This window comes from Halonotius sp. GCM10025705 (assembly GCF_042662885.1).
Classification (GTDB): Archaea; Halobacteriota; Halobacteria; order Halobacteriales; family Haloferacaceae; genus Halonotius; species Halonotius aquaticus.
The window spans coordinates 1407957-1433816 of record NZ_JBHSZD010000001.1 but is presented as its reverse complement, the minus strand read 5'-3'; the positions used below and the strand labels follow the sequence as shown (position 1 = coordinate 1433816).

At 62.1% G+C, this 25860-nt stretch carries 26 protein-coding genes and 1 pseudogene; 14 read left to right on the top strand and 13 right to left on the bottom strand.

The features are described 5' to 3' along the window. Positions 1 to 162: 162 nt before the first annotated feature. Together ACFQJB_RS08030 and ACFQJB_RS08025 are read left to right on the top strand one after the other, a co-directional pair. Positions 163 to 588 carry a DUF5362 family protein gene (locus ACFQJB_RS08030; RefSeq protein ID WP_379725974.1) on the top strand — a complete coding sequence of 142 codons (426 nt, stop codon included), beginning with the start codon at positions 163 to 165 and terminating at the stop codon, positions 586 to 588. A gap of 918 nt (positions 589 to 1506) precedes the next feature. Next, positions 1507 to 2850 (top strand): RNase J family beta-CASP ribonuclease, encoded by a 1344-nt coding sequence (locus ACFQJB_RS08025; protein WP_379725971.1) that lies wholly within the window; start codon positions 1507 to 1509, stop codon positions 2848 to 2850. Between the two features lie 29 nt (positions 2851 to 2879). Here the strand turns inward: ACFQJB_RS08025 and ACFQJB_RS08020 are convergent, their stop codons facing one another. After that, on the bottom strand, positions 2880 to 6566 hold the full coding sequence (locus ACFQJB_RS08020; RefSeq protein WP_379725968.1) for a PAS domain S-box protein: 3687 nt from the start codon (positions 6564 to 6566) through the stop codon (positions 2880 to 2882). A gap of 109 nt (positions 6567 to 6675) precedes the next feature. Between ACFQJB_RS08020 and mobB the strand changes: the two genes are divergently transcribed. The 6 genes from mobB (at position 6676) to ACFQJB_RS07990 (ending at position 9873) form a co-directional block, all read left to right on the top strand. Beyond that, positions 6676 to 7152: a molybdopterin-guanine dinucleotide biosynthesis protein B gene (gene mobB / locus ACFQJB_RS08015; RefSeq protein WP_379725965.1), complete on the top strand. Its 477-nt coding sequence runs from the start codon at positions 6676 to 6678 to the stop codon at positions 7150 to 7152. A 50-nt stretch (positions 7153 to 7202) separates the two neighbouring features. After that, positions 7203 to 7892, top strand: a complete 690-nt coding sequence (locus tag ACFQJB_RS08010) for an RNase P subunit p30 family protein (RefSeq protein ID WP_379725962.1) — start codon at positions 7203 to 7205, stop codon at positions 7890 to 7892. Then, positions 7889 to 8368, top strand: coding sequence for an Rpp14/Pop5 family protein (locus tag ACFQJB_RS08005; RefSeq protein WP_379725959.1), 480 nt, complete (start codon positions 7889 to 7891; stop codon positions 8366 to 8368). Before ACFQJB_RS08010 ends, ACFQJB_RS08005 begins: the two co-directional genes overlap by 4 nt. Position 8369: 1 nt before the next feature. Then, complete coding sequence (gene psmA / locus ACFQJB_RS08000) at positions 8370 to 9107, top strand: archaeal proteasome endopeptidase complex subunit alpha (protein WP_379725956.1); 738 nt, start codon at positions 8370 to 8372, stop codon at positions 9105 to 9107. A gap of 106 nt (positions 9108 to 9213) precedes the next feature. Continuing rightward, a complete protein-coding gene (locus tag ACFQJB_RS07995; protein WP_379725953.1) occupies positions 9214 to 9438 on the top strand; it encodes a DUF7543 family protein in 225 nt (74 codons plus the stop codon). A 39-nt stretch (positions 9439 to 9477) separates the two neighbouring features. Then, complete coding sequence (locus tag ACFQJB_RS07990; protein WP_379725950.1) at positions 9478 to 9873, top strand: hypothetical protein; 396 nt, start codon at positions 9478 to 9480, stop codon at positions 9871 to 9873. 15 nt (positions 9874 to 9888) lie between these two features. Here the strand turns inward: ACFQJB_RS07990 and ACFQJB_RS07985 are convergent, their stop codons facing one another. Both ACFQJB_RS07985 and ACFQJB_RS07980 read right to left on the bottom strand, forming a co-directional pair. Next, positions 9889 to 10284 (bottom strand): PIN domain-containing protein, encoded by a 396-nt coding sequence (locus ACFQJB_RS07985; RefSeq protein ID WP_379725947.1) that lies wholly within the window; start codon positions 10282 to 10284, stop codon positions 9889 to 9891. Beyond that, a complete protein-coding gene (locus ACFQJB_RS07980) occupies positions 10281 to 10565 on the bottom strand; it encodes an AbrB/MazE/SpoVT family DNA-binding domain-containing protein (protein ID WP_379725944.1) in 285 nt (94 codons plus the stop codon). Before ACFQJB_RS07980 ends, ACFQJB_RS07985 begins: the two co-directional genes overlap by 4 nt. A 189-nt stretch (positions 10566 to 10754) precedes the next feature. Here ACFQJB_RS07980 and ACFQJB_RS07975 point away from each other — a divergent pair, with 189 nt between their 5' ends. Next, positions 10755 to 12125 (top strand): geranylgeranyl reductase family protein, encoded by a 1371-nt coding sequence (locus ACFQJB_RS07975; protein ID WP_379725941.1) that lies wholly within the window; start codon positions 10755 to 10757, stop codon positions 12123 to 12125. Positions 12126 to 12146: 21 nt separating this feature from the next. On the opposite strand, the gene ACFQJB_RS07970 is transcribed toward ACFQJB_RS07975, so the two are convergent. Then, complete coding sequence (locus ACFQJB_RS07970) at positions 12147 to 12779, bottom strand: histidine phosphatase family protein (protein WP_379725938.1); 633 nt, start codon at positions 12777 to 12779, stop codon at positions 12147 to 12149. Positions 12780 to 12839: 60 nt separating this feature from the next. Between ACFQJB_RS07970 and ACFQJB_RS07965 the strand changes: the two genes are divergently transcribed. Continuing rightward, on the top strand, positions 12840 to 13124 hold the full coding sequence (locus ACFQJB_RS07965) for a glutaredoxin family protein (protein ID WP_379725935.1): 285 nt from the start codon (positions 12840 to 12842) through the stop codon (positions 13122 to 13124). Between the two features lie 67 nt (positions 13125 to 13191). After that, entirely contained in the window at positions 13192 to 15084 is a 1893-nt protein-coding gene (locus tag ACFQJB_RS07960) for a response regulator (RefSeq protein ID WP_379725932.1), read from the top strand. Between the two features lie 23 nt (positions 15085 to 15107). Here the strand turns inward: ACFQJB_RS07960 and tatC (ACFQJB_RS07955) are convergent, their stop codons facing one another. Continuing rightward, a complete protein-coding gene (gene tatC / locus ACFQJB_RS07955) occupies positions 15108 to 16133 on the bottom strand; it encodes a twin-arginine translocase subunit TatC (RefSeq protein ID WP_379725929.1) in 1026 nt (341 codons plus the stop codon). A gap of 113 nt (positions 16134 to 16246) precedes the next feature. Between tatC (ACFQJB_RS07955) and tatC (ACFQJB_RS07950) the strand changes: the two genes are divergently transcribed. Further along, positions 16247 to 18490, top strand: coding sequence for a twin-arginine translocase subunit TatC (gene tatC / locus ACFQJB_RS07950; RefSeq protein WP_379725926.1), 2244 nt, complete (start codon positions 16247 to 16249; stop codon positions 18488 to 18490). On the opposite strand, the gene ACFQJB_RS07945 is transcribed toward tatC (ACFQJB_RS07950), so the two are convergent. Genes ACFQJB_RS07945 through ACFQJB_RS07915 form a run of 7 tightly spaced genes read right to left on the bottom strand, consistent with a single transcriptional unit; the run spans position 18487 to position 23690 of the window. Beyond that, a complete protein-coding gene (locus ACFQJB_RS07945; protein WP_379725923.1) occupies positions 18487 to 18753 on the bottom strand; it encodes an EamA family transporter in 267 nt (88 codons plus the stop codon). The two genes, tatC (ACFQJB_RS07950) and ACFQJB_RS07945, sit on opposite strands and share 4 nt — an antisense overlap. Beyond that, positions 18651 to 19361 (bottom strand): EamA family transporter, encoded by a 711-nt coding sequence (locus ACFQJB_RS07940; RefSeq protein WP_379725920.1) that lies wholly within the window; start codon positions 19359 to 19361, stop codon positions 18651 to 18653. The genes ACFQJB_RS07945 and ACFQJB_RS07940 overlap by 103 nt, the downstream gene beginning before the upstream one ends. A 33-nt stretch (positions 19362 to 19394) precedes the next feature. Continuing rightward, positions 19395 to 20060 carry an HAD family hydrolase gene (locus ACFQJB_RS07935; protein WP_379725917.1) on the bottom strand — a complete coding sequence of 222 codons (666 nt, stop codon included), beginning with the start codon at positions 20058 to 20060 and terminating at the stop codon, positions 19395 to 19397. A gap of 46 nt (positions 20061 to 20106) precedes the next feature. Next, complete coding sequence (phnE, locus tag ACFQJB_RS07930) at positions 20107 to 20901, bottom strand: phosphonate ABC transporter, permease protein PhnE (protein WP_379725914.1); 795 nt, start codon at positions 20899 to 20901, stop codon at positions 20107 to 20109. Then, positions 20901 to 21701, bottom strand: coding sequence for a phosphonate ABC transporter, permease protein PhnE (gene phnE, locus ACFQJB_RS07925; protein WP_379725911.1), 801 nt, complete (start codon positions 21699 to 21701; stop codon positions 20901 to 20903). The genes phnE (ACFQJB_RS07930) and phnE (ACFQJB_RS07925) overlap by 1 nt, the downstream gene beginning before the upstream one ends. 1 nt (position 21702) lies before the next feature. Continuing rightward, positions 21703 to 22536, bottom strand: a complete 834-nt coding sequence (gene phnC, locus ACFQJB_RS07920) for a phosphonate ABC transporter ATP-binding protein (RefSeq protein ID WP_379725908.1) — start codon at positions 22534 to 22536, stop codon at positions 21703 to 21705. After that, on the bottom strand, positions 22536 to 23690 hold the full coding sequence (locus ACFQJB_RS07915; protein WP_379725905.1) for a substrate-binding domain-containing protein: 1155 nt from the start codon (positions 23688 to 23690) through the stop codon (positions 22536 to 22538). The genes phnC and ACFQJB_RS07915 overlap by 1 nt, the downstream gene beginning before the upstream one ends. Before the next feature lie 348 nt (positions 23691 to 24038). Here ACFQJB_RS07915 and ACFQJB_RS07910 point away from each other — a divergent pair, with 348 nt between their 5' ends. Continuing rightward, positions 24039 to 24212: a ribbon-helix-helix domain-containing protein gene (locus ACFQJB_RS07910; protein ID WP_120102325.1), complete on the top strand. Its 174-nt coding sequence runs from the start codon at positions 24039 to 24041 to the stop codon at positions 24210 to 24212. Further along, positions 24205 to 24938: pseudogene (locus ACFQJB_RS07905) on the top strand (queuosine precursor transporter). Before ACFQJB_RS07910 ends, ACFQJB_RS07905 begins: the two are co-directional and overlap by 8 nt. 13 nt (positions 24939 to 24951) lie before the next feature. On the opposite strand, the gene epsC reads toward ACFQJB_RS07905, so the two are convergent. Continuing rightward, positions 24952 to 25827, bottom strand: coding sequence for a serine O-acetyltransferase EpsC (gene epsC / locus ACFQJB_RS07900; RefSeq protein WP_379725902.1), 876 nt, complete (start codon positions 25825 to 25827; stop codon positions 24952 to 24954). Positions 25828 to 25860: the final 33 nt, after the last annotated feature.

Sequence of the window (25860 nt, the reverse complement as noted above, 5' to 3'; positions counted from 1 at the left end):
TACATGTATAAAATTATTATTGAGATGTGATTATTTGTATTCTTAGTGCGATTTATTCTATGGTACATAAATTTTGAACCAAATCAGGAAGTGAAAATTATATTTATTCTTTTCATTCCGAGAATCAAAATGTATATATTATCGAATTTCGTGGGGCCTCGTATGTCAGCAAATCAAGAAAGTGATGTTGTATACTGTTATGAGTGTGGTGACAAAATTAACCCCAAAGCAGAAATCTGTCCTGGATGTGGGGTTAGACAACCAATTGATGATGATCAAGAAGTGACTGCTACACAGAGCGAAGAGTCAATAGATTCAAACGAACCAGTTTCATGTGGAAACTGCGAGGAAGCTATAGAAGAAAGAACCGTGAGATGCCCACACTGTGGGTATAGTGCCCGCAGGAATATGCGGAAACGAGGAATATTTATCATAATTATTGGAATAGCAGCCTCAGCGACTGTCTACGGTGCAGTTGCTGGAGTTCCAATCATTCTTTGGGGGTTTAGACGTATGAAGAAGGCTACCAGAGCAAGCGCAGCATACACCAATTCAAAAGGAAAACCATTCACATTTTTCGGTCTTTGAATGTTTGTATCTTAGTCAGAAATTTAATTAAACGATGATTGAGCCTAGATTTGATAATTTCTGTGTTTGGTACGATTCGGTCTGACAACAAGACGAACGGATCCGTTAGTTTCCGTCGGAATGAGCAAAATCAGTATCCAGCTGGCGGGTGGTTCGGTCGAACACACTCGATGAAATAACGATCCCGCCAAGAGTCTCATTTTGCATCGCCGGACCAACACCGCCTTTTGGCCGACCTGCACCCACAGCAGTGGATCACGATTGTCGAAGCGTTGTCGGTCTACAATCAGTGGCTCGGTGGGATCACGACCGCAGGGCGGATATTTTCGCGGTGCAGGTGCCAATTGCTGGGCAGCATGGCTCCAAGTCGTCCATTGCCTTCGTTCGGCAGTGGTGTGACCGGAACCGTAGCGGGGATCCAGTAGGGGAGTGAGTCCGCGAAGTTGGCATAGGATGGAGATGGTTTCTGAGTGAGAATTGGGGATAAGTGGTGGCTACCTAGCTAACCAACAAATTGGCCATTATTTCCAAATCTGTTGGTTAGTATGGCACAGGCGAATTACCCTTTGCAGACTTCTTGACCAACCAAACAGTCCACTGATATTGCTATCGGGTGCCGTGCAAGATGGAACCTCTATATCTTGCACAGCCTGATCTCCCAGCTTCGAGATAGATCCCGCTGTTTCACTGTTTTCAGGAGGAGCCATCCGTCATTGTCGCCGCAGGGCTCGTTGTCGACGACAAGTCATCGGCTATTTATATCTCGGGCCCAGCTATTCGGATAACCAACGCGCTGTTCCCCGTGCGTCGGTGCGTTCGCTTCGGCTGTCGCTCCCTGCGGTGCGGACGGTTCCGCTGGTTTGACACGGCCGGGCGTCGCCCGCGCCACCGGCGGAACGGCTCTTGTTTGGACTACCTATGGAAATCGAAATTGCAACCGTTGGCGGCTACGAAGAGGTTGGACGACAGATGACGGCCGTGCGGATGGACGACGAGATCGTCGTCTTCGATATGGGCCTCAACCTCTCGCAGGTACTGATTCACGACAACGTCCAGACCGAGACGATGCACAGTCTCGATCTGATCGATATGGGCGCGATCCCTGACGACCGGATCATGAGCGAACTCGACGGCGAGGTCACGGCCATCGTCCCCACCCACGGCCACCTCGACCACATCGGCGCGATCCCGAAACTCGCCCACCGCTACGACGCGCCGGTCGTCGCCACGCCGTTTACCATCGAGCTCGTCCGCGACCAGATCGCCGACGAGGACAAGTTCGATGTCGACATCGACCTGCAGGTGATGAACTCCGGCGAGCAGATGCGGATCAGCGACCAGGTGCAGATGGAGTTCGTCAACGTTACTCACTCTACGATCGACGCCATCAACCCGGTGCTTCACACGCCGGAGGGCGCGATCGTCTACGGGCTGGACAAACGCCTCGATCACGACCCCGTGCTCGGCGACCCGATCGACATGAAACGGTTCCGCGAGATCGGCCGCGAGGGCGACGGCGTCCTCTGTTACATCGAGGACTGTACGAACGCCAACCAGAAGGGCCGCACGCCCTCGGAGTCGGTCGCCCGCAAAGAGCTCCACGACACAATGTTGAGCCTCGAAGATTACGACGGCGGGATGGTGGCGACGACGTTCGCCAGCCACATCGCCCGCGTGTCGAGTCTGCTTGAGTTCGCCCAAGAGATCGGCCGCGAGCCGATCCTGCTGGGTCGTTCGATGGAGAAATACACCGGCACCGCGACCAATCTCGATGTCGCCCTGCCGGACAACATCGAGATGTATGGCCACCGGCGCGCGATCGACCAGAGCCTCGAACGGATCATGGAGGACGGCAAGGAGAACTTCCTGCCGATCGTGACGGGCCACCAGGGCGAGCCGCGCGCGCTGCTCACCCGGATGGGCCGCGGCGAGACCAACTACGACTTCGACACCGGCGACAAGGTGATCTTCTCGGCCGGCATCATCCCCGAGCCGACAAACGAGGGCAACCGGTATCAGTCCGAGCGCCTCCTCAAAATGCAGGGCGCGCGCATCTACGACGACATCCACGTTTCGGGCCACCTGAGCCAAGAGGGTCACTACCAGATGCTTGAGGCACTCCAGCCACAGCAACTGATTCCGGCCCACCAAGATCTGAAAGGGCTGTCAGGCTACGTCAACACGGCCAACGCCTTCGGCTACGAGGTCGGCCGCGACATGCATCTCAGCCGGAACGGCAACATCATCCAGCTGACCGAGTAACGCCCGCAGTTCTCCCACCGGGCGCGCTGTTACTCTGTTGTTTCGTCACTGTCGACAGCGATAGCACCCTCATTTTCATCGTCGGCAGCGAGTTCAGCCTCGTCGACCGTGGGATCGTCAGCCTCGCTGTTGGTGTCGACGAGCGGCAGTTCGATCACGACGCTTGCGCCGTCGCCATCGACCTGCCGACTGAGCGTCCCGCCGTAGCCTTCGACCACCCAGCGGACGAGCCACAGCCCGAGGCCGCTGCCGTGTTCTAGCTGTGAGATCTCGGCGTCGCCGGTGACGATCGCCCACTCCGCGGCCGGCACCCCCGCGCCGTTGTCGCTGACGGTGATCGAGGCCGTGTCTGCGTCGGCCGCAACGGTAATCTCGACGCTCGGGGTCGCTGCCGTGGTGTGTTCGATCCCGTTTTCGATCAGTTCGCCGACGGCGGTTGCGAGGTGATCGCCCGCCTCAACCGTGATCGGTGTCGACTGCGAGAGCGTGACTGTTGCCTCGGGATTGTCGGCTTGGTAGTCCGTGATTGTCGGCTCCAAGAGCGCGCCCAACTCAACCGAGGTGCGATCGAGACTCCCATGGCCTGCAACGGCCTCGATCGTTTTTGCGGTCTCGCTGAGCTCGATCAGCGCGCTCGTGTTTGTGACGATCCGCTCGGCGAAATCACGGTGTCGCTCACCATCCAGTTCGGATGCAAGGATCTCCGCGAACCCGGAGACCACGTTGAGATCGTTTCGGAGGTTGTGTCGCAGCATACGGTGGAGCACCTGCAGCTGCAGCTCCCGTTGTTTGAGCGTCGTGATATCGGTGTACAGCTCGAAGCGACGGCGCTCATCGTTGAGTTCGTAGGGCACCTGCCGGAAGAGGAAGTATCGGATCCCATCCTCTGTCCGCAGTTTGAGCTCCCGGTCGCCATCCTGTCGTTGCCCCGGCGTGTCGGTGTCGACGATCCGGTCGGCGTCGATCGCCAGCGGCTGTGGTGTCTCGCTGTTCGGGATCGATCCGTTGATCGCTGGCTCGCCGAACAGCCGCCGGAACGCGCCGTTGACGGTTTCGACGTTTGGCTCTCGGGGGCCGATATCGATCTCGTTGATCGGATCGGTGAGATTTTCGAACAGATAGCTGAACCGCTCGCGTTCGGCGGCGGCCGCCTGCTTGGCCGACAACAGCTCCGAGCGATCGTGAATCGTGATGATGACCTCGCCCTGCCCGCCGGCTTGGGTGAGTCGAGCCGCCTCGATCGTCACCGGAAGCGATTCGCCGTCGCTCGGTGTCAGCGTCGTGTCGATGGTGATCGTTTCGTCGTCGCCGAGTTCCTGGAAGGCATCGGTCACACGCTGTTGTTCTTCGTCGGCAACGAACTCGATGGCGGGCTCACCGAGCAGCCCAGCCCGGCTGTGACCCAGGCGATCGGCCAGCGGCTCGGTCAGCAGCTTAAACCGGCCGTCGGCGTCGATAACACACAGCATTTCCCGGACGGTTTCGACGATCGACTCGTAGCGACGCAGGCTCTGTTGGCGGTCGGTACGGGCAAAGGCGGCTTCGGCGTTGGTCGTCACCAGTTGGATCAGCTGTCGGGTCTGTTGGGAACACTCTTGGGGATCTGGGACGCCGACGACGAGAACGGCGGTTTCGCCGATCGGCACCGCCGACAGCGTTGCGGCCTCGCCGGCATCGGTGCCCTCGCCGACGGGTTCACAGACGATGGCCTCGCCACTCGCAAACGTCTCCCCGACCAGCCCCTCGCCGGGGGCGATCGGCTTACGCGGGTCGGTTTCGGCCGCCAGCCGGCCGGACGTGGCTGCCGGCACCAACTGCTCGGTTTCATCGTCGTACCACCGAACCATCGCTCGCTCGAAGCCGAGAGCTTCGGTCACCGTTTCAACGACCGTTTCAGCGACCGCTCCCGGCGTTTCGGCGACCATCAGCTCTTGAGTTCTGGTTAGCAGTTCGTTGAGCGTCGCCTCCCGTTCGACCTGGTCGCTCACATCTCGGATCGTCCCGACACTGCCGCGGAACTCCTCCTCGAAGGGCAACAGCGCGATGTGATCCTGACACGGCACCTCCCGGCCGTCGGCGGTTTCGACGGTGAGGTCGATCTTGGTTTCGCCGTCGCCGTCGCCGGTTCGTTGCTCGTGGAACGCCTCGGTGACCGCCTCGCGGGCGAGTTTGATCGTCGACTCGCTTTTGAACAAGCCGATATGAGAGCCAACCAACTCCTCGCGGTCGTAACCGGTGAGGTTGGCCAGCCCGTCGTTGACGTAGGTGAACTGTTCGTCCTCGTTGAGCGCGTAGACGCCGTCAGAGACCGTATCAAGGATCTGCTCGTAGCGTTCAAGCTCGTCCCGTCGTTGTTTGCGGTCGGTGACATCCCGGAAGTACACTGACAGCCCCTCATCGTCGGGGTAGGCGGTGACCTCGAACCACGCATCCAGCGGCTCAAAGGGGGCCTCAAAGGAGACGGACTCCTGGGTGTCGACAGCGCGGGTGTATTGTTCCTCGAAGATGGTGTCTTTGGCGGCCGGGAAGGCATCCCAGACGATCTCGCCGACGACCGTCTCGGCGTCGATCCCGAGCAACGATTCCGCCCGATCGTTGACGTAGACAAACCGCCAGTCGTCATCAAGCGCGAAGAAGGCGTCGTCAACCCGGCTGAACACCGCTTGAAGCTCGTTTTGAGTCGCCCGAAGCTCTTCCTTCTGGATGTGGTGTTGGAGCTCGTAGGTGACCAACTGGGCCATAAACTCAACGAGCAGCTGGTCGTCGTCGGTGAGCGATGGGCCGTCGCTGTCGGTGCCGTGGAAACACAGCGTTCCGTACGTTGCGCCGTCGATCTGGATCGGGGTGCCGATATACTGGACGCTGCCGTAGGTCTCGGCGGCCGCGAGATCAGTCAACTCTGGGGCGTCGACGTGGACATTGTCGATCCGGTAGGTCGCCTCCCGATCCAGCGTCCGGTCGCAGTAGGTCTCCGACAGCGGGATTGCTGTCCCGGTGGGGATCGAGCCGAACAGTTCGTCGTCGCTGTCGATGATCTCGACGCGGTAGCTGTCATTGCTCACCGAGGCGACGATGCCGGCGTCCATCCCAAGATACGTTTGGCCGACATCGAGCATCGCCTCGACGCGGTTCTCGAATGTGCCGCTGGTCTCAGTTAGGGTTCGGTGGAGCGCGGCAAACGGATCGGTGTCTGCGTCTGTCACCGGTGGTGTCTCATCGTCGGGGGCGGCGGCCTCAGTCGAGTTGCTGGTCGCCGCCTCGTGGCTTACGTTTTGTTCATTGGTCGACCCTCGCTCACTGACTGCTCGAAGCCGATCCAAGAGGGCGACCGTGTCGTCTTCGGGGGCCGCATGGCGGAGATGAGCGTCGACGACGCCGCGATCACGCGCCGCCGACAGTGCCGTCGCCGACTCACAGTAAGCCACACAGGGAGCACCCGCGTCAGTGGCGACGCGCTCACAGGCGGTCGCGGCTGCCTCGGATTCCCCGTAGGGCACGACGACGCAGTCGACGCCCGCCGCGTTTGCGGCTGCTATGAGTTCTTCGGGGTCGGTGATCACGGTGAGATCGACGGTCGCTGTTGCGGCGAGACGATCGAACACGTCGGTGCGTGCGTGGCCGGCGTCAGCACCGCTTGCTGTATACCCGAGAACAGTGAGTGGCGCTTTTGTTGGCTCGGTGGCCGCGTTCTGCCCGGTCATGTCGCTTCCGTCCATCTACACGTGTCATGTTCTTAAACGTCTCTCTGAATATCACGGGTGGGAATCAGTGAGCCCGTGGTGCCCTCGCCGCAGGGGTTTTGCGAGTCTGGGTGCCACCCACGGTATGCATCCCCCACTCTGTCTCGTCGGCCCCAGCGATGCCGGCAAGACGACGCTGCTGGAATCGTTGGTCGCCGAACTCGCCGACACCGGCCGGGTCGGCACGATCAAATCAATCCACCACGACATCGAGATCGACACGCCCGGAAAGGACACCCACCGCCACCGCACCGCCGGGGCCGACACGGTCGTCGGGCTGACGCCGTCGCTGTCGTTCGAGATCACCCCTGGCGGAAAGGACGCTGCCGACAGCGAACTCGCCCTGCTGGAATCGACCATCGACGATCTCCGAGCGGCCGGCTACGAGTTCGTTCTCATCGAGGGATTCCACAATGCACCCTACCCAAAACTCGTCGTCGGCGACCGCCCGGTTGCCCCGCCGGTCGTCGCTCGCGGCCCGCCGGCTGCCTTCGATATCTCGGCGCTTGCGACCGCGATGGTCGAGGGGACGCTCGTCGACGTCGACGCCGACTCGGCGTGACCGCGGCTCCGACCGGAACGCCCAAACCACCCAACCGCCAACACGGGCGCATGTACGAGGCGGTCGCGGCCTATCCTGCGGGTGACAGCACTGTCAGCCGGCAGGCGCGGACGGCCGCCGACTACGGCTACGACGGCCTTGTCGTCCGCACCCGCGAAGCCGACTTCGACGCCGAGGCGATCAGCGATCGCTACGGGATCGAGGTCGTCCGCGGGATCGAGGTCGACGCCGCCGATCCTGAATCCGCGGCGGGCGCGGTTGGCAACTATCGCCCCGAGTGTTCCGTTCTCCTCGTTCGTGGTGGCACCGACGCACTCAACCGCTATGCTGTCGAAACTGACCGCATCGACGTACTAACGCGCCCGATGGCTGGTGACGGCGATTTTAATCATGTGCTTGCTCGCGCCGCAACAACCCACAACGTCCACGTCGAGTTCGACCTCGGGCCGGTGTTGCGCACAAGCGGCGGCCCTCGGGTGCAGGCCCTCCAGGGGCTCCGCAAGCTTCGTGAACTCGTCGAGCAGTACGACGCGCCCTTCGTTGTCAGCGTGACCGCCGACTCCCATCGGCAGCTTCGCGCCCCACGCGAGCTGCGGGCGGTCGGCGAACAGATCGGCTTTAGTCCCGACCAGCTCACCGCGGGCCTCAACGCGTGGGGTGAGATCGTCGCTCGCAACCGTGAGCGCGCCGATGAGCGCTTCATCGAACCCGGCGTTCGGCGGGGGCGATACGAGTCATGAAACACCTCCCAAAACACATCCGGCCGCGGTGGCGGTATCTCGCCGTCGAGATCGAGGCTGCTCCAGATGCCGATATCGACCGCGGAGCGTTCCAGCGCGCGCTGTGGTATGCTGCCGGCAACCTCCTCGGCGACGCCGGGAGTGCCGACGCCGACCTGACGGTGTTCGGCTTCGAGTACGCCGACGGTATCGGCGAGGCGATCGTCCGCGCTCGCCGCGAGGAGACGGCTGCCGCCCGAGCCGCCCTGGCCTGTATCGACAGTGTCGACGACGAGCCGATCGGCCTCGTCGTTCGCGGGATCTCCGGGACGGTACGTGCCTGTGAAGAAAGCTATTTACGCGACCGGAGCCCAGATTTGACAGAGGAATCCGTCGCGTTTGCGGACGACCAACGGCCGGCGATTCGCCGTGACGATGTCGCCGAACTCTCGCTGCCCGAGGGGTTCGTGGCGGCGACGGAACTCGATTTCCACTAGTATGCAGGGACAACAACAGCAGGCCTACGACCGTGGCACCACGATCTTCTCGCCGGACGGCCGGCTCTACCAAGTCGAATACGCCCGTGAAGCCGTCAAACGCGGGTCGGCATCGATCGGCGTCCGAACGCCGGAAGGTGTCGTGTTGCTCGCCGACAAACAGAGTCACTCGCCGCTCCTTGAGCCGTCCAGCGTCGAAAAGCTGCATAAGGCCGACGACCACGTCGGGATGGCCTCTGCGGGCCACGTTGCCGACGCCCGCCAACTCATCGATTTTGCCCGCCGACAAGCACAGGTCAACCGCCTCCGGTTCGGCGAGGTGATGGGCGTTGAGACGCTGACGAAGACGGTCACCGACTTCATCCAGCGGTACACGCAGGTCGGCGGAGCCCGCCCGTTCGGTGTCGCCCTCGTTGTCGGTGGGATCGAAAACGGTGAACCGCGGCTCTTCGAGACCGACCCCTCGGGAACACCGTACGAGTGGGAGGCCCTCGCTATCGGCGAGAGTCGGGATACGATTCAGGACTACTTCGAGGAGCACTACGAGCCGGATCTCTCGCTGGAGGAGGGGATCGAACTCGCGCTTCGCGCACTGGCGTCCGTTAGCGACGATGGACTCGAGGCTGCTGGCCTGGGCTTGGCGACGATCGATGTCGACACCGAACAGTACCACCAGTACCCACTCGACGAACTTGACGACGTCCTGGCTGAACACGAGCTGTTAGCCGACGACGACTAATATAGCCCGGCTCCGTTTGATCACCGTCTGTTGTTTTTCGCTGTCTGCTCCCGTGTGAGTCGCCGTCGAAGCGAATCCTGAAAGGAGTCGCCGACCACGTTGCGGTATGGACTACGAGCAGACGACCGACACCGACGAGTTCACCGAATGGGAGCGCGATGACGGCCATGCCACGATCCGCCTCCGCAAGCGCGCTGATGGCCAGTTTGCGGTGCGATACGATCAGTTGCATCAGGCCGACGCTGGGCGGGCCTACGCCTACGAAACCGTCGAGAGCCGTGAGGCCGCCGAGGCGTTGGTCGTCGAGTGGCGGAACGATTCCCCTGCCTAACTCCCGGGAGTTTTACTTGTCGCCGTTGTCGCCATCTGTATGACCAGATTTGACGCCACCGAGGCCGAGAGCCGCAAAGAGTTGTTCGCGGCGACCGTCACGGCCCACCGTGAGCGCGGCAGCGAGTTCTGTACGCTCGAACCCGATGAAACACTACCCGACAGCGACGACGACCTGGTGCCGTGGATTCAGTTTGGCGGCACCACAGTAGCCCTTGATTGCACTGACAGCGAACTTGATCGCCTGAAAGAACTCCTCGGTGAGTATCCCGATTTCCGGATCGACGACCTCGAAAGCCCCGAGGAGGCCGAGGGAACGCACGTCCGAATTACGACGCACTCCGACGAAGCCCGGCTGGCTGAGTTTTTCGATGCTGTGTTTCAGCAGGCCTTCGGCTACCCCACGGACTACCGAGCCTGGGCCGTGTCGATATAGCAGTCAGCTGCTTGCTTACCCATTGGATTCGGCGTTGTCCGGTTCCAGTGGTCGTCGGTCGGGATCGACTTCCTCGTAGGCACCGTCGGATGACTGAATCGGAAGCCCGCGTGTTTCGGCGGTCGCAGCGTGGAACGCATCAAACGGTGTCAGCCCCTCCTCGAAGTACGTCACTGCCTTCAGCACCACCTGTCGCTCCTCGTCATCACTAACAGGAACAAGATCAAGGAGGTTGGCGAACAGCCGTGCGTAGTCGAACTGATGGCGTTCCAACACGAGAAGCAATTCGAGATACGCCAACGGCGACGTAACGACTTCGTTGGACGCCAAAACTGACTCGGCGCTTTGCTGTAACCAATCATCGTCCTTTGCGAGCGCGAGCAGAAAATCGGTCTCAACGAAGACCGTCATTTAGTGGGCTCCGTTGCACCCTCAGAAACGTCCCGAGCATCGCCGACATCGTCGATGGCTTCGGCTTTTGCTGCACTGTGTGCAGCCTCACGAAGGTTAGCTCTCGACTGGCCGTCGAGGGCATCCCCGATCTCCTCGCGGATCGCAGCCAACGGGTCATCCGCAATCGGGATGAGTTCGATCCGATCCTCGTATTCGACGACGTGAAACTTCTCGCCGTACTTTTCGCGCAGTGTCGCCGGTAAATAGAGCCGACCGTTGGCGTCCGTTTCGACTGACATAGCAGTGTGTTTGAATGGAACGAACAAAGATATTTCCCATAGATGTCGAATTCATACCACAACACTGTCGCCGAACCCGACGCTGGAACTGTTTCGGAACGACCTGGCTGACGCTGCTGCTGACAGTGCTGTGGACTGGCCAGTCTGTCGAGATAAAGAGTTTTCGCCCTCGGGTGTTCAGTCGTATCAATGACGACTCACGAGTACGACGTTGCCATCGTCGGCGCGGGTACCTCCGGCTGTTATGCGGCGGCGACGATCGCCAACGCGGGCCTCGATGCGGTCATCATCGAGCGCAAAGACGCCGAGGAGGCCGGCCACATCGCCTGTGGCGACGCGCTGAAAGGTGCCGACAAGTTCCCGAGTGCGATCCCGAAATCCAAAATCGAACCCGCCTTCACGAACACGGGCGTCGATCACGGTCGCTTCGAGATCCCGAGCCACGACACGGTACTGGAGATCCCTGTCCCGGGTGAACTCGCGGTTATCGACCGCCTCAAATACGGCAAGCTCCTGATCGAAGGCGCGGAGGAAGCCGGCGCGGAGCTCCACTACGACACCGTCGTCAACGATGTGAAACAGACCGAAGACGGCCAGGTCACGGGCGTCGTCGGCAAGCGCAAGGGCGACCCCGTCGAGTACGACGCCGAGGTCATCATCGACGGCGCGGGCGCGCTCTCACTCTTGCAGGACAAAGCTGACTTTGAGGACGCAACCTTCGACACCAACGTCCGGTACTCGCAGTTCTGTTCGGCCTACCGCGAGATCGTGGAGGTCGACGAGGAAGTTGAGTGGGACGACGCCCTCGTCTTCAAACCGACCGAGCGCGCCGCCGGCTATCTCTGGTATTTCCCGCGTACCTCGACGGAGATCAACGCCGGACTGGGCTTCCAGATGAACGAGGAGCCAATGCAGATGATCGACGACCTCAAAGACGACCTCCGCGACCGCGAGGAGTTCGAAAACGCCGAGGTCACCGACAAACTCGGCGCGGCTCTCCCGACCCGCCGAACCTACGACTCGGCGGTCGCGCCGGGCTACATGGCCGTCGGCGACGCCGCCGCCCACGTCAACCCGACGACCGGCGGCGGGATCGCGGGCGCGGCCTACGCCGGCCAGTACGCCGCCGAGCAGGCGATCGAAGCCATCGACGCCGGCGACGTGAGCGAGGAGGCCCTCTGGCACTACAACGAGCGCGTGATGGAGCACTTCGGCGCGCGCTACGCCGGCCTCGACGTGTACAACATCCTCTCGACGGCGGTCGATGTCGACGATCTGATGGGCCTCCTTGCTGCGCTGCCGGGCAGGAAACTGGCCGAGGCGCTCTACGATGGCAAGACCTCAATGGGCCCGCTGCTGGCAGCCCGAACCGCGATCAACAGCTTTGGCTACTGGCGACAGATTCTCGATTTCTACAAGGTCAAACAGGTCGCCGAGCAGGTGATCGATCACTACGAGCGATACCCATCCAGCCCTGACGCGCTCGAAGCCTGGCAACGACAGCGCGACGAACTCATGGAGACGGTCTACGACGTGACGGGCGCGGAGCCGAAGTACTGAGATCGACCGGCTATTTTTGATCTACGTGTCGTTGTCGACGTGCCGAGTATCGTTCTCGCGTTGAACCGCTAACCTCCCGCTTTCTGTATCGACCTTGATCTCGTTGATCGCGCAGTTGCCCTGCTCTTGTTCCATAACCGTCGCCACGATGTCGAGGTCTTTGATCCATCCCAGTATTAGATACAGCGGCCCGCCGTGGGTGACAACGACGACGGTTTCGTTGCTGTCCATATCGTCGACGAGACTAGTCAGGGCGTCGATGATGCGGTCGCGCTGCTCGATGAGACTCTCGCCGCCCTCAGGGCGTGTCTCTGCGGCTGTGTACCCAACCTCAGTGAGGGTAAACTCAGGATAGCCGAGAAACAGTTCGCCGTAGCTGAGTCCTTGGAGAACACCAAAATCCCGCTCTCGCCAGCGACGATCCGGTGTCGGTTCACAGCCGACGGCTCGACCCAGTGGCCGCGCGGTCTCCAGTGTTCGTCGGAGGTCAGAGCTGACGAGGCGGTCGACCGCGTACTGATCGGTAACAGTTGCCGCGAGCGCGTCGGCTTGGCGGCGACCCGTCTCTGTCAGGGCGACCGGTGCCCATCCTTGCACCCGCTGTTCGCGGTTCCACATCGTCTCGCCGTGCCGAACGACAACCAGCGTCGCCATACCACGGCTCGCGGCCGACGAGTCGTAACGCTTGCTACCCACCCTGCCCTCTGGGTCGATATGAGCGATCCGGTCGAGATGACGGTCTACAGCCGCGAGAACTGTCACCTTTGTGCGTCAGCCATGGAGACGATCGACCGCGTCATCGACGATACCGATGTCGCCGTGACGGTCGAGGAGATCGATGTCGACGCCGACGCGGAGCTGGCCGACACCTACGGCGACCGCGTACCACACATTCTGATCGACGGCGAGGACGCCTTCAGCTATCGTGTCCACGCCGCCGAACTCCGAACGAAACTCCGGGCGGCCGCAGACTCTGTTGATTCATCACCAACAGAGTAGTGAATTCATAGGTCAGCTCGCTTACGACCTGCTTTATGTGGATGGTGGTGTAATCCTTGGCTGTCTGATGTTTCGTCCGATCCGGGTGATCCATGTCGATGACAGACCGGAGTACGGTGAGATCGTCACCGCCTATCTTGCGGAGCACGACGAGCCGTTTACCGTCGTCACCAAGACCACCCCGAACGCCGCCCTGGAAACTCTCGCCGAGGAGCCCTTTGACTGTCTGGTGACCGATTATGAGATGCCGGAGATGGACGGACTTGAACTGCTTTCGGTGGTACAACGCCGCTATCCCGACCTGCCGGTGATACTGCTGACCGCAAAGGGCAACGAATCGATCGCCAGCGACGCGATCGCCGCCGGCGTCACCGACTACATTCCGAAAGACGACCTCACGGAGAGCCCCGCTGTCTTGGCGAAACGCATCACCAACGCGGTCGAACGGCAAGCCTACAGCCGCCAGTTTGAGACGCTTGTTGAGACGCTACCCGGGGTTGTCTACCGCACCCGGGAGACCCCCGAGTGGGACACTGAGTTTGTCGGCGGCAACTGCGAATCCTTGATCGGCTACCCGGCTGACGCGCTCGTCGCCGGGGAGGTCACCTGGGGCTCGGACATCATCCACCCTGACGACCGGGCGGCTGTCCGCGAGGCGGTCGATTCACAACTCGAAGATGGTGACACCTTCGAGTTGACTTACCGGATTGTCACCGCTGACGGCGACGAGAAGTGGGTCAACGAGCACGGCCAGCAGGTCGCCATCGAGGACGGCGAGGGCATCTTCGAGGGGTTCATCACCGATGTGACCGCCCTCAAAGAGAATGAACGTCGGCTGGCGCAGTACAGCGACACCCTTGAAGGACTCCAGCGAACCACCCGGCGGCTGTTGGAGGCGACGACGCCGGAAGCCGCCGCGGAGATTGTCGTCGACGGCCTTGAGTCTGCCTTCGCGTTCGATACCGCCGGCGTCTGGCTGGCGACTGACGACCAGCTTGAACCGATCGCACAGACCGAACGCGGCCAGTCATTGATCGACGAGCCACCAACGTACTCGCCGGACACGGAGTCGCTGTCGTGGACGGCCTTCGAGGAGGGGGCGACCAAGCGGATCACCACGATGGCCGATTACCCCGACCGGGCGAACACGGAGACACCGATCAGCAGCGAACTGATCGTCCCGTTGGGTGAGTACGCGCTGATAAATATCGGCTCGACGGAGCCCGACGCGTTTAGCGAGGCCGACGCCGAGCGCGTCCAACTGTGGGCCGACACCGTCACCGAGGCCTTCGCCCGGATCGACCAACTCCAGCGGCTCAAAGCCCGCGAGGACGAACTCACCCGCCAACGGGATCGCCTCGACCAGTTCGCCAGCGTCGTCTCCCATGACCTCCGCAATCCGATCAACGTTGCCAGCGGGCGGCTCAAACTCGCTGCCGACGACTGCGACAGCGATCAACTCGACGTCATCGACCGCGCACTCACCCGCATGGAGGAACTCATCGACGACGCGCTACTGTTGGCGCGGCAGGGCCAGACCGTCGGTGAGACCGAACCTGTCGCCTTAGCTGACCTCGTCAGCCAGTGTTGGGGAACGGTTGCGACTGCCGACGCGACAATCGAGGCGGATTGTGACGTCACGTTTCAGGCCGATCCCAGCCGGCTGGCTGATGTCTTCGAGAATCTGTTTCGGAACGCGGTCGAACACGGCGACGAGAACGCGTCGATCACCGTCGCGACGACCGACGACGGCTTCTACATCGCCGACGATGGCTCAGGGATCCCCGAAGACAAACGCGAGCAGATCTTCGAAACCGGTTACTCGACCAACCGGGATGGCACCGGCTTCGGGCTGGCGATCGTCCGGGAGATCATCGAAGCCCACGGCTGGGAGATCAGCGTCGGCGACAGTGAGACTGGTGGTGCCCGATTCGATATTACCGGCGTCGCGTTCGAGTGAGTGCTGTCACGTCCGGTCGCCGGTCAGTTGCCCGTCCACCGGAGCAACGCCAGGGTGCCCTCAAACAGGACAACCATCGTGAGCGCGACGATGATCGGTGCCATCCCGGTCGGATCTGGGCTGAAGAGGAACGCGATCCCGAGGAACGAGCCCCAAAATATGAGCCGCTTGGCCTCAAGCCACTGTCGAGTCACGAGGTTCATCATGATCGCCAACATGATAAACAGCGGAATCTGGAAGATGATCGCCATCCACCCCATCAACACCAAGATCAGGTTGAACGTCTCTTGGAGTCCGAAGGCGATGACGGCGGCCTCGGCGGTGTAGGTCGTAAAGTACGCGAAGACGAACGGAAGGACGACAAAGTGGGCGAACAACACGCCGAGTGTTCCTAACACGAGGCTCGTCGGCACGGCCGCGAGGTAGTAGCGTCGCTCAGTCGGATACAGCCCGGGCCGCATGAAGCGGTAGGTCTGATAGACGAACATCGGGAGCCCGACGATCAGCCCGGCGAGCCCGGCGACCTTGAGCTTCGTGAGGATGAACTCCAGTGGCCCATACAGCCGCGGGCGATTTGTCACCGGCTCAGGAATGTGCACCGACCACAGATAGTTGACGAGATCGCCCGCAAACGGGTAGGCGATCGCCAAGGCGATGCCGCCGATAAGGAACACGAGCCCCAACCGCCGCATCATCTCCTCGATGTGGTCGGCCAGCGGCATCTCCTCGTCGGTGGCCGGCCCCTCGCCGGCGAGGCCCTCTTCGACGGCCGCATCGCCGGCCGTGGCTGGCGGCTGGTCGGCGGCAACCGAGTTGCCGGTGCCGCCGTCGGCGGCCGGGTTCGCTGGTGGTGTCGCCTCAGCAGTCGACGCTGCAGCCGCCTCATCGGTGTCACTTGCGTCGTCGTCGCCCTCGGCGGCAGCATCGGCAGTATCGGCAGCGTCGCCGTCAGCCGCGGGCGCCGACGGCTCACCGTCCGCTGGTGGTGACTCCTCGCGGTCGGGTGGATCGTCGCTGCCATCCGGCGACTCGGCCATACGACCAGGCAAGGCTTCCCTGTGGGTATATGCCTTTTCGGATTCGGCTGGCGGCGGCTGTCGTCGCTGACCACTGCTCGCGCCGAGAGACAACGTTGATAACGCCGACCCGACTGGGTTCCGGTATGGCAAGCGCGCTCGACGACGACACCCAACGCGCGCTCGGCGAGGCGACCGCAACCGGGCGGGCGATGTTGCGGTCGGCCCAGAAGGATCTCCAGAAAGTCTTTATCGTCTTCCTTCTCGGCTTCCTCGGCACGTTCTATGCCCTGCGGCTCTACATCTGGGATTTTCTCCGCACCGTCACCGAATCCCGCATGCGGGCAGAGGTCGGTGAGAGCTTCGAGATCATCGCCCAAACCCCGTTTGATGTGATCCTCCTGCAGGCGAAAATCGGCCTTGTTGTTGGGTTGATCGTCGCCCTACCAGCGTTTTTGTACTTCGCTCGTGACGCGCTCAAGCGACGGGGTGTTTGGCGACAACTGCCCGCGGCCCGCTGGAAGGTGGCCACGGTCGCTGGCTTTGCGGCCGCGTTGTTCATCGGCGGGGCAGCCTACGGCTACGCTGTCTTCTTCCCGGTGATGTTCAGCTTTCTGGCGGAGTTTGGCTTCGAGGCCGGCTTTGCGCCGCGGTACTCGATCGTGTTGTGGACGGAGTTTATCGTCCTGTTGACGCTGTCGTTTGGCCTCGCGGCGCAGATGCCGCTGGCGATCACCGGCCTCTCCTACGCCGAGATCGTTCGATATGAGACGTTCCGCGACAAGTGGCGACACGCCGTCGTCGGCATCTTCGTCTTCGGGGCGGTCTTCTCGCCGCCCGATCCGTTCACCCAGATCATGTGGGCGATCCCGCTGGTCATTCTCTACGGGCTGAGCCTCTATCTGGCGAAAGTGATCGTCACGACCAAACGCGGCAGCGACCAGATCGACATCCGAGCGACGCTTCGTGCCCACTGGAACGTCCTCGCAGGGTTAGCGATCGTCGGCGCGATCCTTCCGTCTGCCTTCTACACCTATGGCGGTCGCAGCGCGGTCAACGCCGTGTTATCGTATCCGCTGATCGACAGCCGCTACCGGGTTCTCCCGCCTGGCGCGGGCCTCGGCGTCGACCCCCAGATGGCGATGGCGATCTACGGGGGGATCGTCGCCGTGCTCCTCGCGGTTGGCGGCCTCGCCGCCCTGATCTACGCCGGGCTTGAGGTTGATCCCGACGGCGAGTTCGGCGATCCGACCGCGATCGATCTGACGACGCTGGATGCTGGTGGGATCAAGGCGGCCCCACCTGAGGCGTTTATCGAACTCAGCGAAGACGAGGCGATGCGGTACGCCAGCGAGGCCATCGACGAGGGCGACGAGGCCAAAGCCCAGGCGATCCTCGATCGCTTCGACGAAACCGAGGCTGCCCGCCAGGCGGCCCAGGACGACGGCGAGGGTAGCGGCGATGCGGACGGCGGCGATGGGGCGGATGACGCTGCCGCTGAACCGGGACTGGGCGACCGCGCAAGCCGCGCCGGCGATTCGTTCCTCAGCGAACTCACCGACGGCGAGCAGGATGCCGACGACATCGGCGGCTACTACACTGATATCGCCTTCGTCGCCGGCAGCTTGCGATCAAAATCCTTCCGGCTGGTAGCGACGTTTATGATCGTGCTGGTGGCGACGTTTACCTGGTTCTACATCGGCGGACTGGGGGCCGTCCGCGAGAACTTCCTGAGTCGACTCCCGCCGGAGCTTGTCGGTGAAACCGCCTTAGAGATCATCACGCTCCATCCGGTCGAAGCCCTGCTGTTTATCGTGAAGTTCTCGGTGCTGGCTGGGGCCGTTGCTGTGGTGCCGATGGTCGCCTACTATGCCTGGCCTGCCCTGCGGGAACTCGGCGCGGTGCGCGGCCGCCAATCGGTGGTCTTCCTGTGGGTTGGCTCGCTGACCGCTGGTCTGCTCGGCGGTCTCGCGCTCGGCTACGTCTACATCGCGCCGGCGATCATCTCCTATCTTGTCGCCGATGCGCGGGCCTACGACATGCTGCTTACCTACCGCATCAACGACTTCTTTTGGCTCATCTTGTTCACGACCGTCGGGATCGGGCTACTGGCTGACGTACCGATTGTGATGCTCCTGCTCAATCGAGCCGGCATCCCCTACCGGGCGATGCGAACGCGCTGGCGGGAGGTCACCGTCGGGATGCTGACTGTCGGCGCGCTGTTGACGCCGGCGGATATCGTGACGATGTTCCTTGTGACGGTGCCGCTGATGGCAGCCTATGGTGTCGGCCTGCTCGTGCTGTTTCTGGTGACCGGCGGCGGGCGACGCAACCTCGCCCCGCCGGCGGATATCGTCAGCTGCGCTGCGAGTGCTGTGGTTGACGATTAGCCGATTGAGACGAGTACCACACCACCAACGGCCAACCCGCCGGCCAGCAGCCGTAGTCTGGCGTGTGGCTCTCCGAGCAGCAGGCTTCCGAGCACGACCGCGATGACGGCCTGGGTGTTGACGATCGGCGAGACAACGCTGGCCGGCAGCGCGACGAAGGCTACCGAAACGAGGTGTTGGCCCGCCGCGAGGACGCCGCCAGCAAGGAGGAGCTTCCAGCGGTCGCCGCGAAGGCTGCCCCGCCTCGCCGGCGGAGAGCCCACGGCAGCAACGCGATCGGGACGATCACCAGCGTCAGGATCACAAACGCACGGGCGGGGACGGCCAACTCCTGCATGCTTACCCGTTTACCGACATCGACAACGCCGAAAACGGCCGCGCTGGCGAGCGCGAGCAGCGCGTCACGCCGCCGAACCACCGTTCGAAGCGGTGCCAGCAGCGACCCGCCGCGGTAGTTAGCAACATACACCGCAGTCGTGGCGACGAGGACGCCGATGACCTGTATCCCCGAGAGGTGCTGGCCGAGCAACAGCACCTCAAGCGGCAGCACAAAGACGGGGACGATCTTGCTGATCGGCGCGACATACGACACGTCGCCGATCGCTAAGGCGTGATAAAAGGCCGCCAGCGCGACCGCAATGAGACCGACCGTGCCGACGACCAACCCCGTCTCGGCTGCCGTCAGTGGCGGCAAAAGGTCGTCGACACCGCCCGTTGCGACGACGATCGGCAGATACCAACAGAGCCCGACAGCATGGACGACAGCGAGATACAGTGTTGGCGGATAGTGACTGAAATACCGCTTGACGCCGACGAGATAGCTGCCCAGCAGCACCGCCGCGGCGACGGCGGCGACGAGACTGCCCGTCATCGGGGCGGCGACCTGCGACTCCGGGTCACGTGATTACAGGTACTCGCCCAGCGCGGTCAACGAGTCGATCGTGGCGCGTGGCTCGACCGGCAGCGACACGTCGCCGTTGTGCGGTCGGCGGATAAAGATCGCGTCCAACCCCGCCCGTCGTGCGGCCATCACATCGGTCGCGCGGTCGCCAACGTAGACGCCGTCGGTGCCGCCGAGGGCTTCCCGGCCGGCCAGCAGATAGTGCGGATTTGGTTTGCGCCGATAGAAGCCACCGACGCCAGGTTCGCGGCCGCGGGCGTAGGCGAACCCATCGAGGTCGTAGTGGTCGACGACGAATTCGACGACGGCGTCGTAGTTGTTGCTGATGAGGCCGAGGGTGTAGTCGTCGGCAAACCCATCGAGCGCGTCGCTGTCGGGATACAGCGTTCGGTCGCCGGCCGCAAGCCGGTCGATCGTGTGGCTCGCGCTGTGACGCTCCCGCCGGCGATAGAAGGCGACGGGATCGATCCCGAGGCGCTCACAGCCGCGGACAAACTCGGTGTCGTACTCGTAGCCGGCCAACAGCGATCGCGTATCGTCGTCGACGCTGAGTCCGGCTTCGGCGATTGCCTCGTCGAGTGCGTCGTCGTGGACAGCCGGATCGGTGCCGTGGCCCTCCAGGATGACGCCATCCATATCGAACAACAGGAGTTGGTCGCCGTCGGTCATATCGGGTGCTGGGGTGGCGGCCGCATCTACCTGTCGGTGGGCCATCTCAGCGCACCAACCCCCGCGTGTAGGCTGACAGCCCCTCGGTGACGACGACAACGCCGAGGATGATCAGGAGGATCATCGCGGTCGACTGCCAAGCGAAGGCGTTGACCGACTGGAACAGCTGGACGCCGATCCCGCCGGCACCGACGAAGCCAAGCACTGTCGAATCCCGGATGTTGATATCCCACCGGTAGATCGCCAGACCGATCAGCGCAGGCTTGACCTGCGGTAAGATGCCGTACAAGAGGAGTTGCAGCGACGAGGCCCCGGTCGCCCGGACGGCTTCAACTTGGCCGAAGTCGATCTCCTCGATCTCCTCGCCGAGCAGCTTGCCGAGGAAGCCGACCGATCGGAAGGCGATCGCGACTGCGCCGGCCAGCGGCCCGGAGCCGAATGTCACCACAAAGATCAACGCCCAGATGATCGTGTTGACCGACCGGCTGACGGTGACGATCAGCTTTCCCAGCCAGAAGGTCGCCGCGTTCGGCGTGGTGTTTTCGGCGGCCAACAGCGCGACCGGGAGCGACAACACCAGCGCGCCGACCGTTCCGAGCGCGGCGATATGGATCGTCTCGATCAGCGGCCCGATGATCTGGGGTGTGTAGGCGACATCCGGCGGATACATCCGCGTCAGGAGGTCGGCGATCTCTCGGGGGACGGTGTTGGGATCGACAGCCCCGATATCCATAAACTGCCAGGAGGCGATCACGACGACAGCGGCGGTAAGCACCGCGAGAAACCGGCCGATCCGGCGGCGACGATCGAACCGCTGCCACCTCGGTTGTTCCGTCGACATTATTGGTACCTCCGTCTGACAACCGCGCTGACGCCCTCAGCGAACAGGACGACAACGATGATCGACAGTAGGATCGCCGAGACGTACTGGTAGTCATAGCGGTTGAACGCCGTCAACAGCACCGAGCCGATGCCGCCCGCGCCGACGATGCCGATCACCGTCGAGGTGCGGATGTTGATATCCCACCGGTACACAGACAAACCGGCAAACCGCGGGATGATCTGGGGCACAACACCGTACAGCAGCGTTTGGATCGGCGACGAGCCGGTGGCTCGCACGGCGTCGACCGCGCCCATATCGATATCCTCGATATCCTCGGCCAGTAGCTTCGAGAAGAAGCCGACCGTTTTGAACGTGATCGTGATAATGCCGGCCAGCGGGCCGAAGCCGACGGCCTTGACCGCGAGGATGGCGACGATGATCGCGTTGAACGCCCGGGAGATCGAGATGAAGCCGCGGTTGAGCGCGTACAGCGGTTTCGGCGAGATGTTCTCGGCAGCCATGAACGCGATGGGGATGCTGACGGCGATCCCGGTGACGGTAGCGACCATCGCCATCGCCACGCTTTCGAGCATCTTGGCGACGATTCGGTCGAACTCGCGGGCGGTCGCATCCGGCGGCAGGAAGTCGCCGATGAGTACCGCCGTGTTGCCGATCCCCTGCAGCACCCGGCTTGGATCGAATCCGATGCCAACCGCTGACCACGCGAAAAACGCGAGCAAGCCGGCGTAGACGGCCCACTTGACGCGCCGGGTGCGGAAGATCGTCGGCCGCTGCCACGTCCGTTCACCCGTCGCCACGTCAGACGCCTCCCGCCGCCGATCCGGTGGCCGTCAGCGGCACCTCCTGGTCATCTGTGTGGGGTTGGTTCTCGCCGTCGGCGGTCGCCTCAGGGATATCGGCTCCGCGGTAGACACGGTCGAGGGCGTCCTCATCAAGGTCGTCGGGTGTCCCCTCGAAGACGAGCTCGCCGTCGTGGAGGCCGACGATGCGGTCGGCGTGATCGAGTGCAAGGTTCACCTCATGGATGTTGATCAACACCGGAATCGATCGATCGGCGGCGATGTCGGTCAGCAACTGCATGACGGTGTTTGAGGTTTCGGGATCGAGACTGGAGGTTGGCTCATCGACCAGCAGGATCTTCGGCTCTTGGATCACCGCGCGTGCGATGCCGACCCGCTGGCGTTGGCCACCGGAGAGCTCATCGACGCGCTTGTCGGCCATCTCACCAAGGCCAACCTGCTCAAGGATCTCGTAGGCGCGCTCGATATCCGCCGGCGGGAACGACCGCCGGAACGCCTGCCACGCCGAAACGTAGCCCAATCGCCCCGACAGGACGTTTTCCATAACGGTGAGCCGCTCGATGAGATTGTACTCCTGGAAGATCATCCCGATATCCCGGCGGGCGGCCCGCAGGTCGTCGGTGTCGAGCGCCGTTAGCTCAGTGCCGTCAAGGTCGATCTCGCCGCCGCTGGGCTCGGTGAGTCGATTGACACACCGGATGAAGGTGCTTTTGCCGGCCCCGCTTGGGCCGATCATCGCGACGGTTTCGCTGCCTTCGACCGATGTGGTGACACCACGCAGCGCCTCGTCGCCGGTGTCGTAGGTCTTCTGTAGGTTGGTGACGTGGAGCATTATTCTCCCAGCGCGCTTTGAGTGTAGTTGACGTCGTTGTACCGTTGGATGACCATGATGTCCTTCCAGTGTTTGCGGTAGGTGATCGGGACGAACTGATTGTATCCCGTCCGGTCGGCATAGGCGGTTCCGGAGTAGTCAGTGTCGAGCCACGCCGCTTCGATTCCCTCGACGATGTCTGGATGGAGGTTGTAGCGGTAGGCGATGGGGCCGTTCGGGAACGGTGCAGAGGCCCATACAACCTTGAAATCGTCGTACGAGAGGCTGCTGTTCGCATCGACGGTGTCCTTGAAACAGGTCGAACAGATTGGGCCGGCATCGTAATCGCCGTTGGCGATCCCACGGGTCGTGTTGCCGTGCCCGCCCGAGAAGTTCACCTCATAATCCTCGGTAGGTGTCACATCGAAGTACTGATCGAACAGTGCCGACGGGGCTTGATGGCCGGAGTTTGAGGCCGGCTCGGAGTGGCCGATTGTCACGTCGTCGCGGCCGAAGTCCTTCACACTCTGGATGCTGTCGGCGTCGGCTCGGGTCGTCGCAAACAGCCGGTAGCCGAAGGCTCCGTCGGCGGTGAGCCCGGCCGCAAACGGGACGGCGCCGGCGAGGTTGACCGCAAACGCCGTCGTCCCCGTCGAGAAGTTGGCGATATGGGCGCGCTCCGAGCGCATCGCCTCGACGGAGGCGGCGTAGCTGTTGACCTTGTTGAACTCGACTTCCTTGCCGGTCTCTTCGCGGATGCTCTCGAAGAGGGCCGCGAAGTCATCCTCGTAGCGGCCCTGGACGTCCTCGCTTGGGCTGACAGTGAACACGAGGGTGTCGGGATCGAGGAACTCGCCCTCGTCGCTGGGGGCCTCCCGAACCGGATCTCCGTGCGGCACTTCCTCGACCTCACGGTTCCCCATGTTTTCGAGATCGGCTTCCGAACCGCGTTCATACCCCTTGTCGACCAACGGCGTCGAGAGGTAGTTGTTCTCCTCCCATTGGGGGTTTGCGGGGTCGAACGAGCTGGCGTCTGCCAGTAGCGGATCCTCGCCACCACCACTCGATCCGTCATCGGTACTTGTCGATTGGGAGCCGGTACAGCCGGCAACAGCGATCGTCAGTGCGGCGGCTGAACCTTTCAGGAACTGTCGTCGTCGATCGTTGGGTGCCATCAGGTGTGGCAAACAGCTTCTCGCCCTTGAACTATCGTAATAGTTATATGTTGGTCGATAGAGTGATTTCAACCGCTGGGTAGCGATAGCTACCGCTACAGCAACGCTATAGTGGACTAGCTATCACAATAGATCTATATACGGGACAGCGACGGGTGGGCGTGTCGTGGCACGTCTGGAAGACGACGGACAGCGGGAGCAAGCGGTGAGATGACACGCCCACTGACGCCGTTCAGCAGTGAGAGACAAAAACGTCGCTATGAGTGATATATACTGATCTATTGTGGTTCTGGCACTGACGCGCCGAGGTCGGAACGTACAAATATGTTCTTGGGATATTACCCAGCGATGACCAAGATAAGCGTGGAGGTACCAGATGAGTTGCTTGCGGATCTCGACGCCCATGTCGGTGAGGGTAAGAAGTTCGTCAACCGGAGTGAAGCCGTACGGGCCTCAATCCGAAAGACGCTGGATCAGCTTGATGAGATCGACGCCAGACAGGGGCGGATCGACGATGAGTAATGCTGCTGCGCCCGGCGGCGGCACCGACCGGCAGGCGGTCGGCCAGGTTGCCTTGCTTGGGTTGTTTGTCACCGCATTGGTGACCGCACAGCTCACCGCCGCGAAGGTGTTGGCACTCCCCTGCCGACTGAGCTCCCGGTCGTCGGGGCGTCGGTCATGCTGCCCGGCGCAGCCCTCGCCTACGCATTGACGTTTTTTGCCTCGGATTGTTACTCGGAACTCTACGGTCGCCGGGCGGCACAGATAATGGTCAACGTCGGCTTCGCGCTCAACTTTGTCGTCCTGCTATTGGTGTTTTCGACGCTTCGAGCGCCTGGCGCCGATCCCGAGTTCGCGGAGACCTTCCAGGCCGCGCTTGCCCCCAGCGTTAACATCGTCTTGGGAAGCCTGCTGGCGTATCTTGTTAGCCAAAACTGGGATGTGCTCGTCTTCCATAAGATCCGAGAATTTACCGGCCAAGGCCAACTCTGGCTACGAAATCTCGCCTCAACAGCGAGCAGTCAGGCGATCGATACGGTGATCTTCGTCGGAATCGCCTTCTATCTCGCGCCGACGCTGTTGGGGGTTGGCTCGGCGTTGCCGACAAACGTGCTTATCGGGCTCATTGCTGGCCAATACCTCCTGAAACTACTGATCGCTGTGGTAGATACGCCGGTCGTCTATCTTGTCGTTCGGCTCGTCGGCCGCGTCGACGCAAAACCGAATCCGACTGCCTTTGGCAACTGAGCAGGATCGCCGCCTACTGCTGTTCCGGCGGTCGTGTTTTCCGCTCCTGTTCAGGATGCTTGATGAAGACGGTTGTGTGATCCGGCACGTCGTCGGTGACCCACGCATTGGCCTCGATACTCACGTGATTACCGATGGTGATCGGGCCGAGGAGCTTACTTCCGGCCCCAAGCACGACGTTGTCGCCGATCGTCGGATGCCGTTTGTACCCTTTCTTGAGTGCGTGTTCGTCGTTTTCGTCCTCCTCGAAGTGCAGCGCGCCCAGCGTGACCTCCTGGTAGATGCGAGCCCAGTCGCCCACCTCGGCGGTTTCGCCGATGACGACGCCGCTGCCGTGATCGATAAAGAAGTACTCGCCGAGCTCCGCACCGGGATGGATGTCGATCCCGCTGACGCTTTTGGCGGCCTCCGAGAGCTCCCGAGCGTAGACGCCCTCGCCTTCTTCGTAGATCGCGTGTGCAACGCGGTGTACCATCGTCGCATGAAAGCCCGGGTACGATCGGATGATCTCGACGTAGCTCTTGGCGGCGGGATCGCCCTTGTAGGCGGCCTCGACGTCGCGTTTGAGGAGCTCCCGGATCGCCGGCAGCTGGTCGAGGACGTTGGTGACGACCGTTGCCAGACACTGGTTGGCATACGGCTGAATCCCCTGACAGAACCGCTGGCCTAACTGATCGAGCGTTTCGTTGACCGCGTCGGCGTCGCCAACGAGCTCCGACCCGTTCCAACAGCCCGGAAACAGCAGCCGGCGGAGCAAACCGATCTCCTCGACTGTCGCCGCCCGCTCCGGAAACGCTGACTGCTGGTGTGTCCGGAATCGGTCGTCATCGTCGGCCGCGTAGGCCTCAACCAACGACTCGTGGGCGGTACCGGTATACGTGTACTCCATTGGCTGATACTTGCGCTCTGAGAACTTTAGTAC

Excerpts from the sequence above, each read along its gene's own strand:
- ACFQJB_RS08030 (WP_379725974.1), top strand. The coding sequence starts at position 163 with ATGTCAGCAAATCAAGAAAGTGATGTTGTATACTGTTATGAGTGTGGT.
- ACFQJB_RS08025 (WP_379725971.1), top strand. The coding sequence starts at position 1,507 with ATGGAAATCGAAATTGCAACCGTTGGCGGCTACGAAGAGGTTGGACGA.
- ACFQJB_RS08020 (WP_379725968.1), bottom strand. The coding sequence starts at position 6,566 with ATGGACGGAAGCGACATGACCGGGCAGAACGCGGCCACCGAGCCAACA.
- mobB (WP_379725965.1), top strand. The coding sequence starts at position 6,676 with ATGCATCCCCCACTCTGTCTCGTCGGCCCCAGCGATGCCGGCAAGACG.
- ACFQJB_RS08010 (WP_379725962.1), top strand. The coding sequence starts at position 7,203 with ATGTACGAGGCGGTCGCGGCCTATCCTGCGGGTGACAGCACTGTCAGC.
- ACFQJB_RS08005 (WP_379725959.1), top strand. The coding sequence starts at position 7,889 with ATGAAACACCTCCCAAAACACATCCGGCCGCGGTGGCGGTATCTCGCC.
- psmA (WP_379725956.1), top strand. The coding sequence starts at position 8,370 with ATGCAGGGACAACAACAGCAGGCCTACGACCGTGGCACCACGATCTTC.
- ACFQJB_RS07995 (WP_379725953.1), top strand. The coding sequence starts at position 9,214 with ATGGACTACGAGCAGACGACCGACACCGACGAGTTCACCGAATGGGAG.
- ACFQJB_RS07990 (WP_379725950.1), top strand. The coding sequence starts at position 9,478 with ATGACCAGATTTGACGCCACCGAGGCCGAGAGCCGCAAAGAGTTGTTC.
- ACFQJB_RS07985 (WP_379725947.1), bottom strand. The coding sequence starts at position 10,284 with ATGACGGTCTTCGTTGAGACCGATTTTCTGCTCGCGCTCGCAAAGGAC.
- ACFQJB_RS07980 (WP_379725944.1), bottom strand. The coding sequence starts at position 10,565 with ATGTCAGTCGAAACGGACGCCAACGGTCGGCTCTATTTACCGGCGACA.
- ACFQJB_RS07975 (WP_379725941.1), top strand. The coding sequence starts at position 10,755 with ATGACGACTCACGAGTACGACGTTGCCATCGTCGGCGCGGGTACCTCC.
- ACFQJB_RS07970 (WP_379725938.1), bottom strand. The coding sequence starts at position 12,779 with ATGGCGACGCTGGTTGTCGTTCGGCACGGCGAGACGATGTGGAACCGC.
- ACFQJB_RS07965 (WP_379725935.1), top strand. The coding sequence starts at position 12,840 with ATGAGCGATCCGGTCGAGATGACGGTCTACAGCCGCGAGAACTGTCAC.
- ACFQJB_RS07960 (WP_379725932.1), top strand. The coding sequence starts at position 13,192 with ATGTTTCGTCCGATCCGGGTGATCCATGTCGATGACAGACCGGAGTAC.
- tatC (WP_379725926.1), top strand. The coding sequence starts at position 16,247 with ATGGCAAGCGCGCTCGACGACGACACCCAACGCGCGCTCGGCGAGGCG.
- ACFQJB_RS07940 (WP_379725920.1), bottom strand. The coding sequence starts at position 19,361 with ATGACGGGCAGTCTCGTCGCCGCCGTCGCCGCGGCGGTGCTGCTGGGC.
- ACFQJB_RS07935 (WP_379725917.1), bottom strand. The coding sequence starts at position 20,060 with ATGACCGACGGCGACCAACTCCTGTTGTTCGATATGGATGGCGTCATC.
- phnE (WP_379725914.1), bottom strand. The coding sequence starts at position 20,901 with ATGTCGACGGAACAACCGAGGTGGCAGCGGTTCGATCGTCGCCGCCGG.
- phnC (WP_379725908.1), bottom strand. The coding sequence starts at position 22,536 with ATGCTCCACGTCACCAACCTACAGAAGACCTACGACACCGGCGACGAG.
- ACFQJB_RS07915 (WP_379725905.1), bottom strand. The coding sequence starts at position 23,690 with ATGGCACCCAACGATCGACGACGACAGTTCCTGAAAGGTTCAGCCGCC.
- ACFQJB_RS07910 (WP_120102325.1), top strand. The coding sequence starts at position 24,039 with ATGACCAAGATAAGCGTGGAGGTACCAGATGAGTTGCTTGCGGATCTC.
- epsC (WP_379725902.1), bottom strand. The coding sequence starts at position 25,827 with ATGGAGTACACGTATACCGGTACCGCCCACGAGTCGTTGGTTGAGGCC.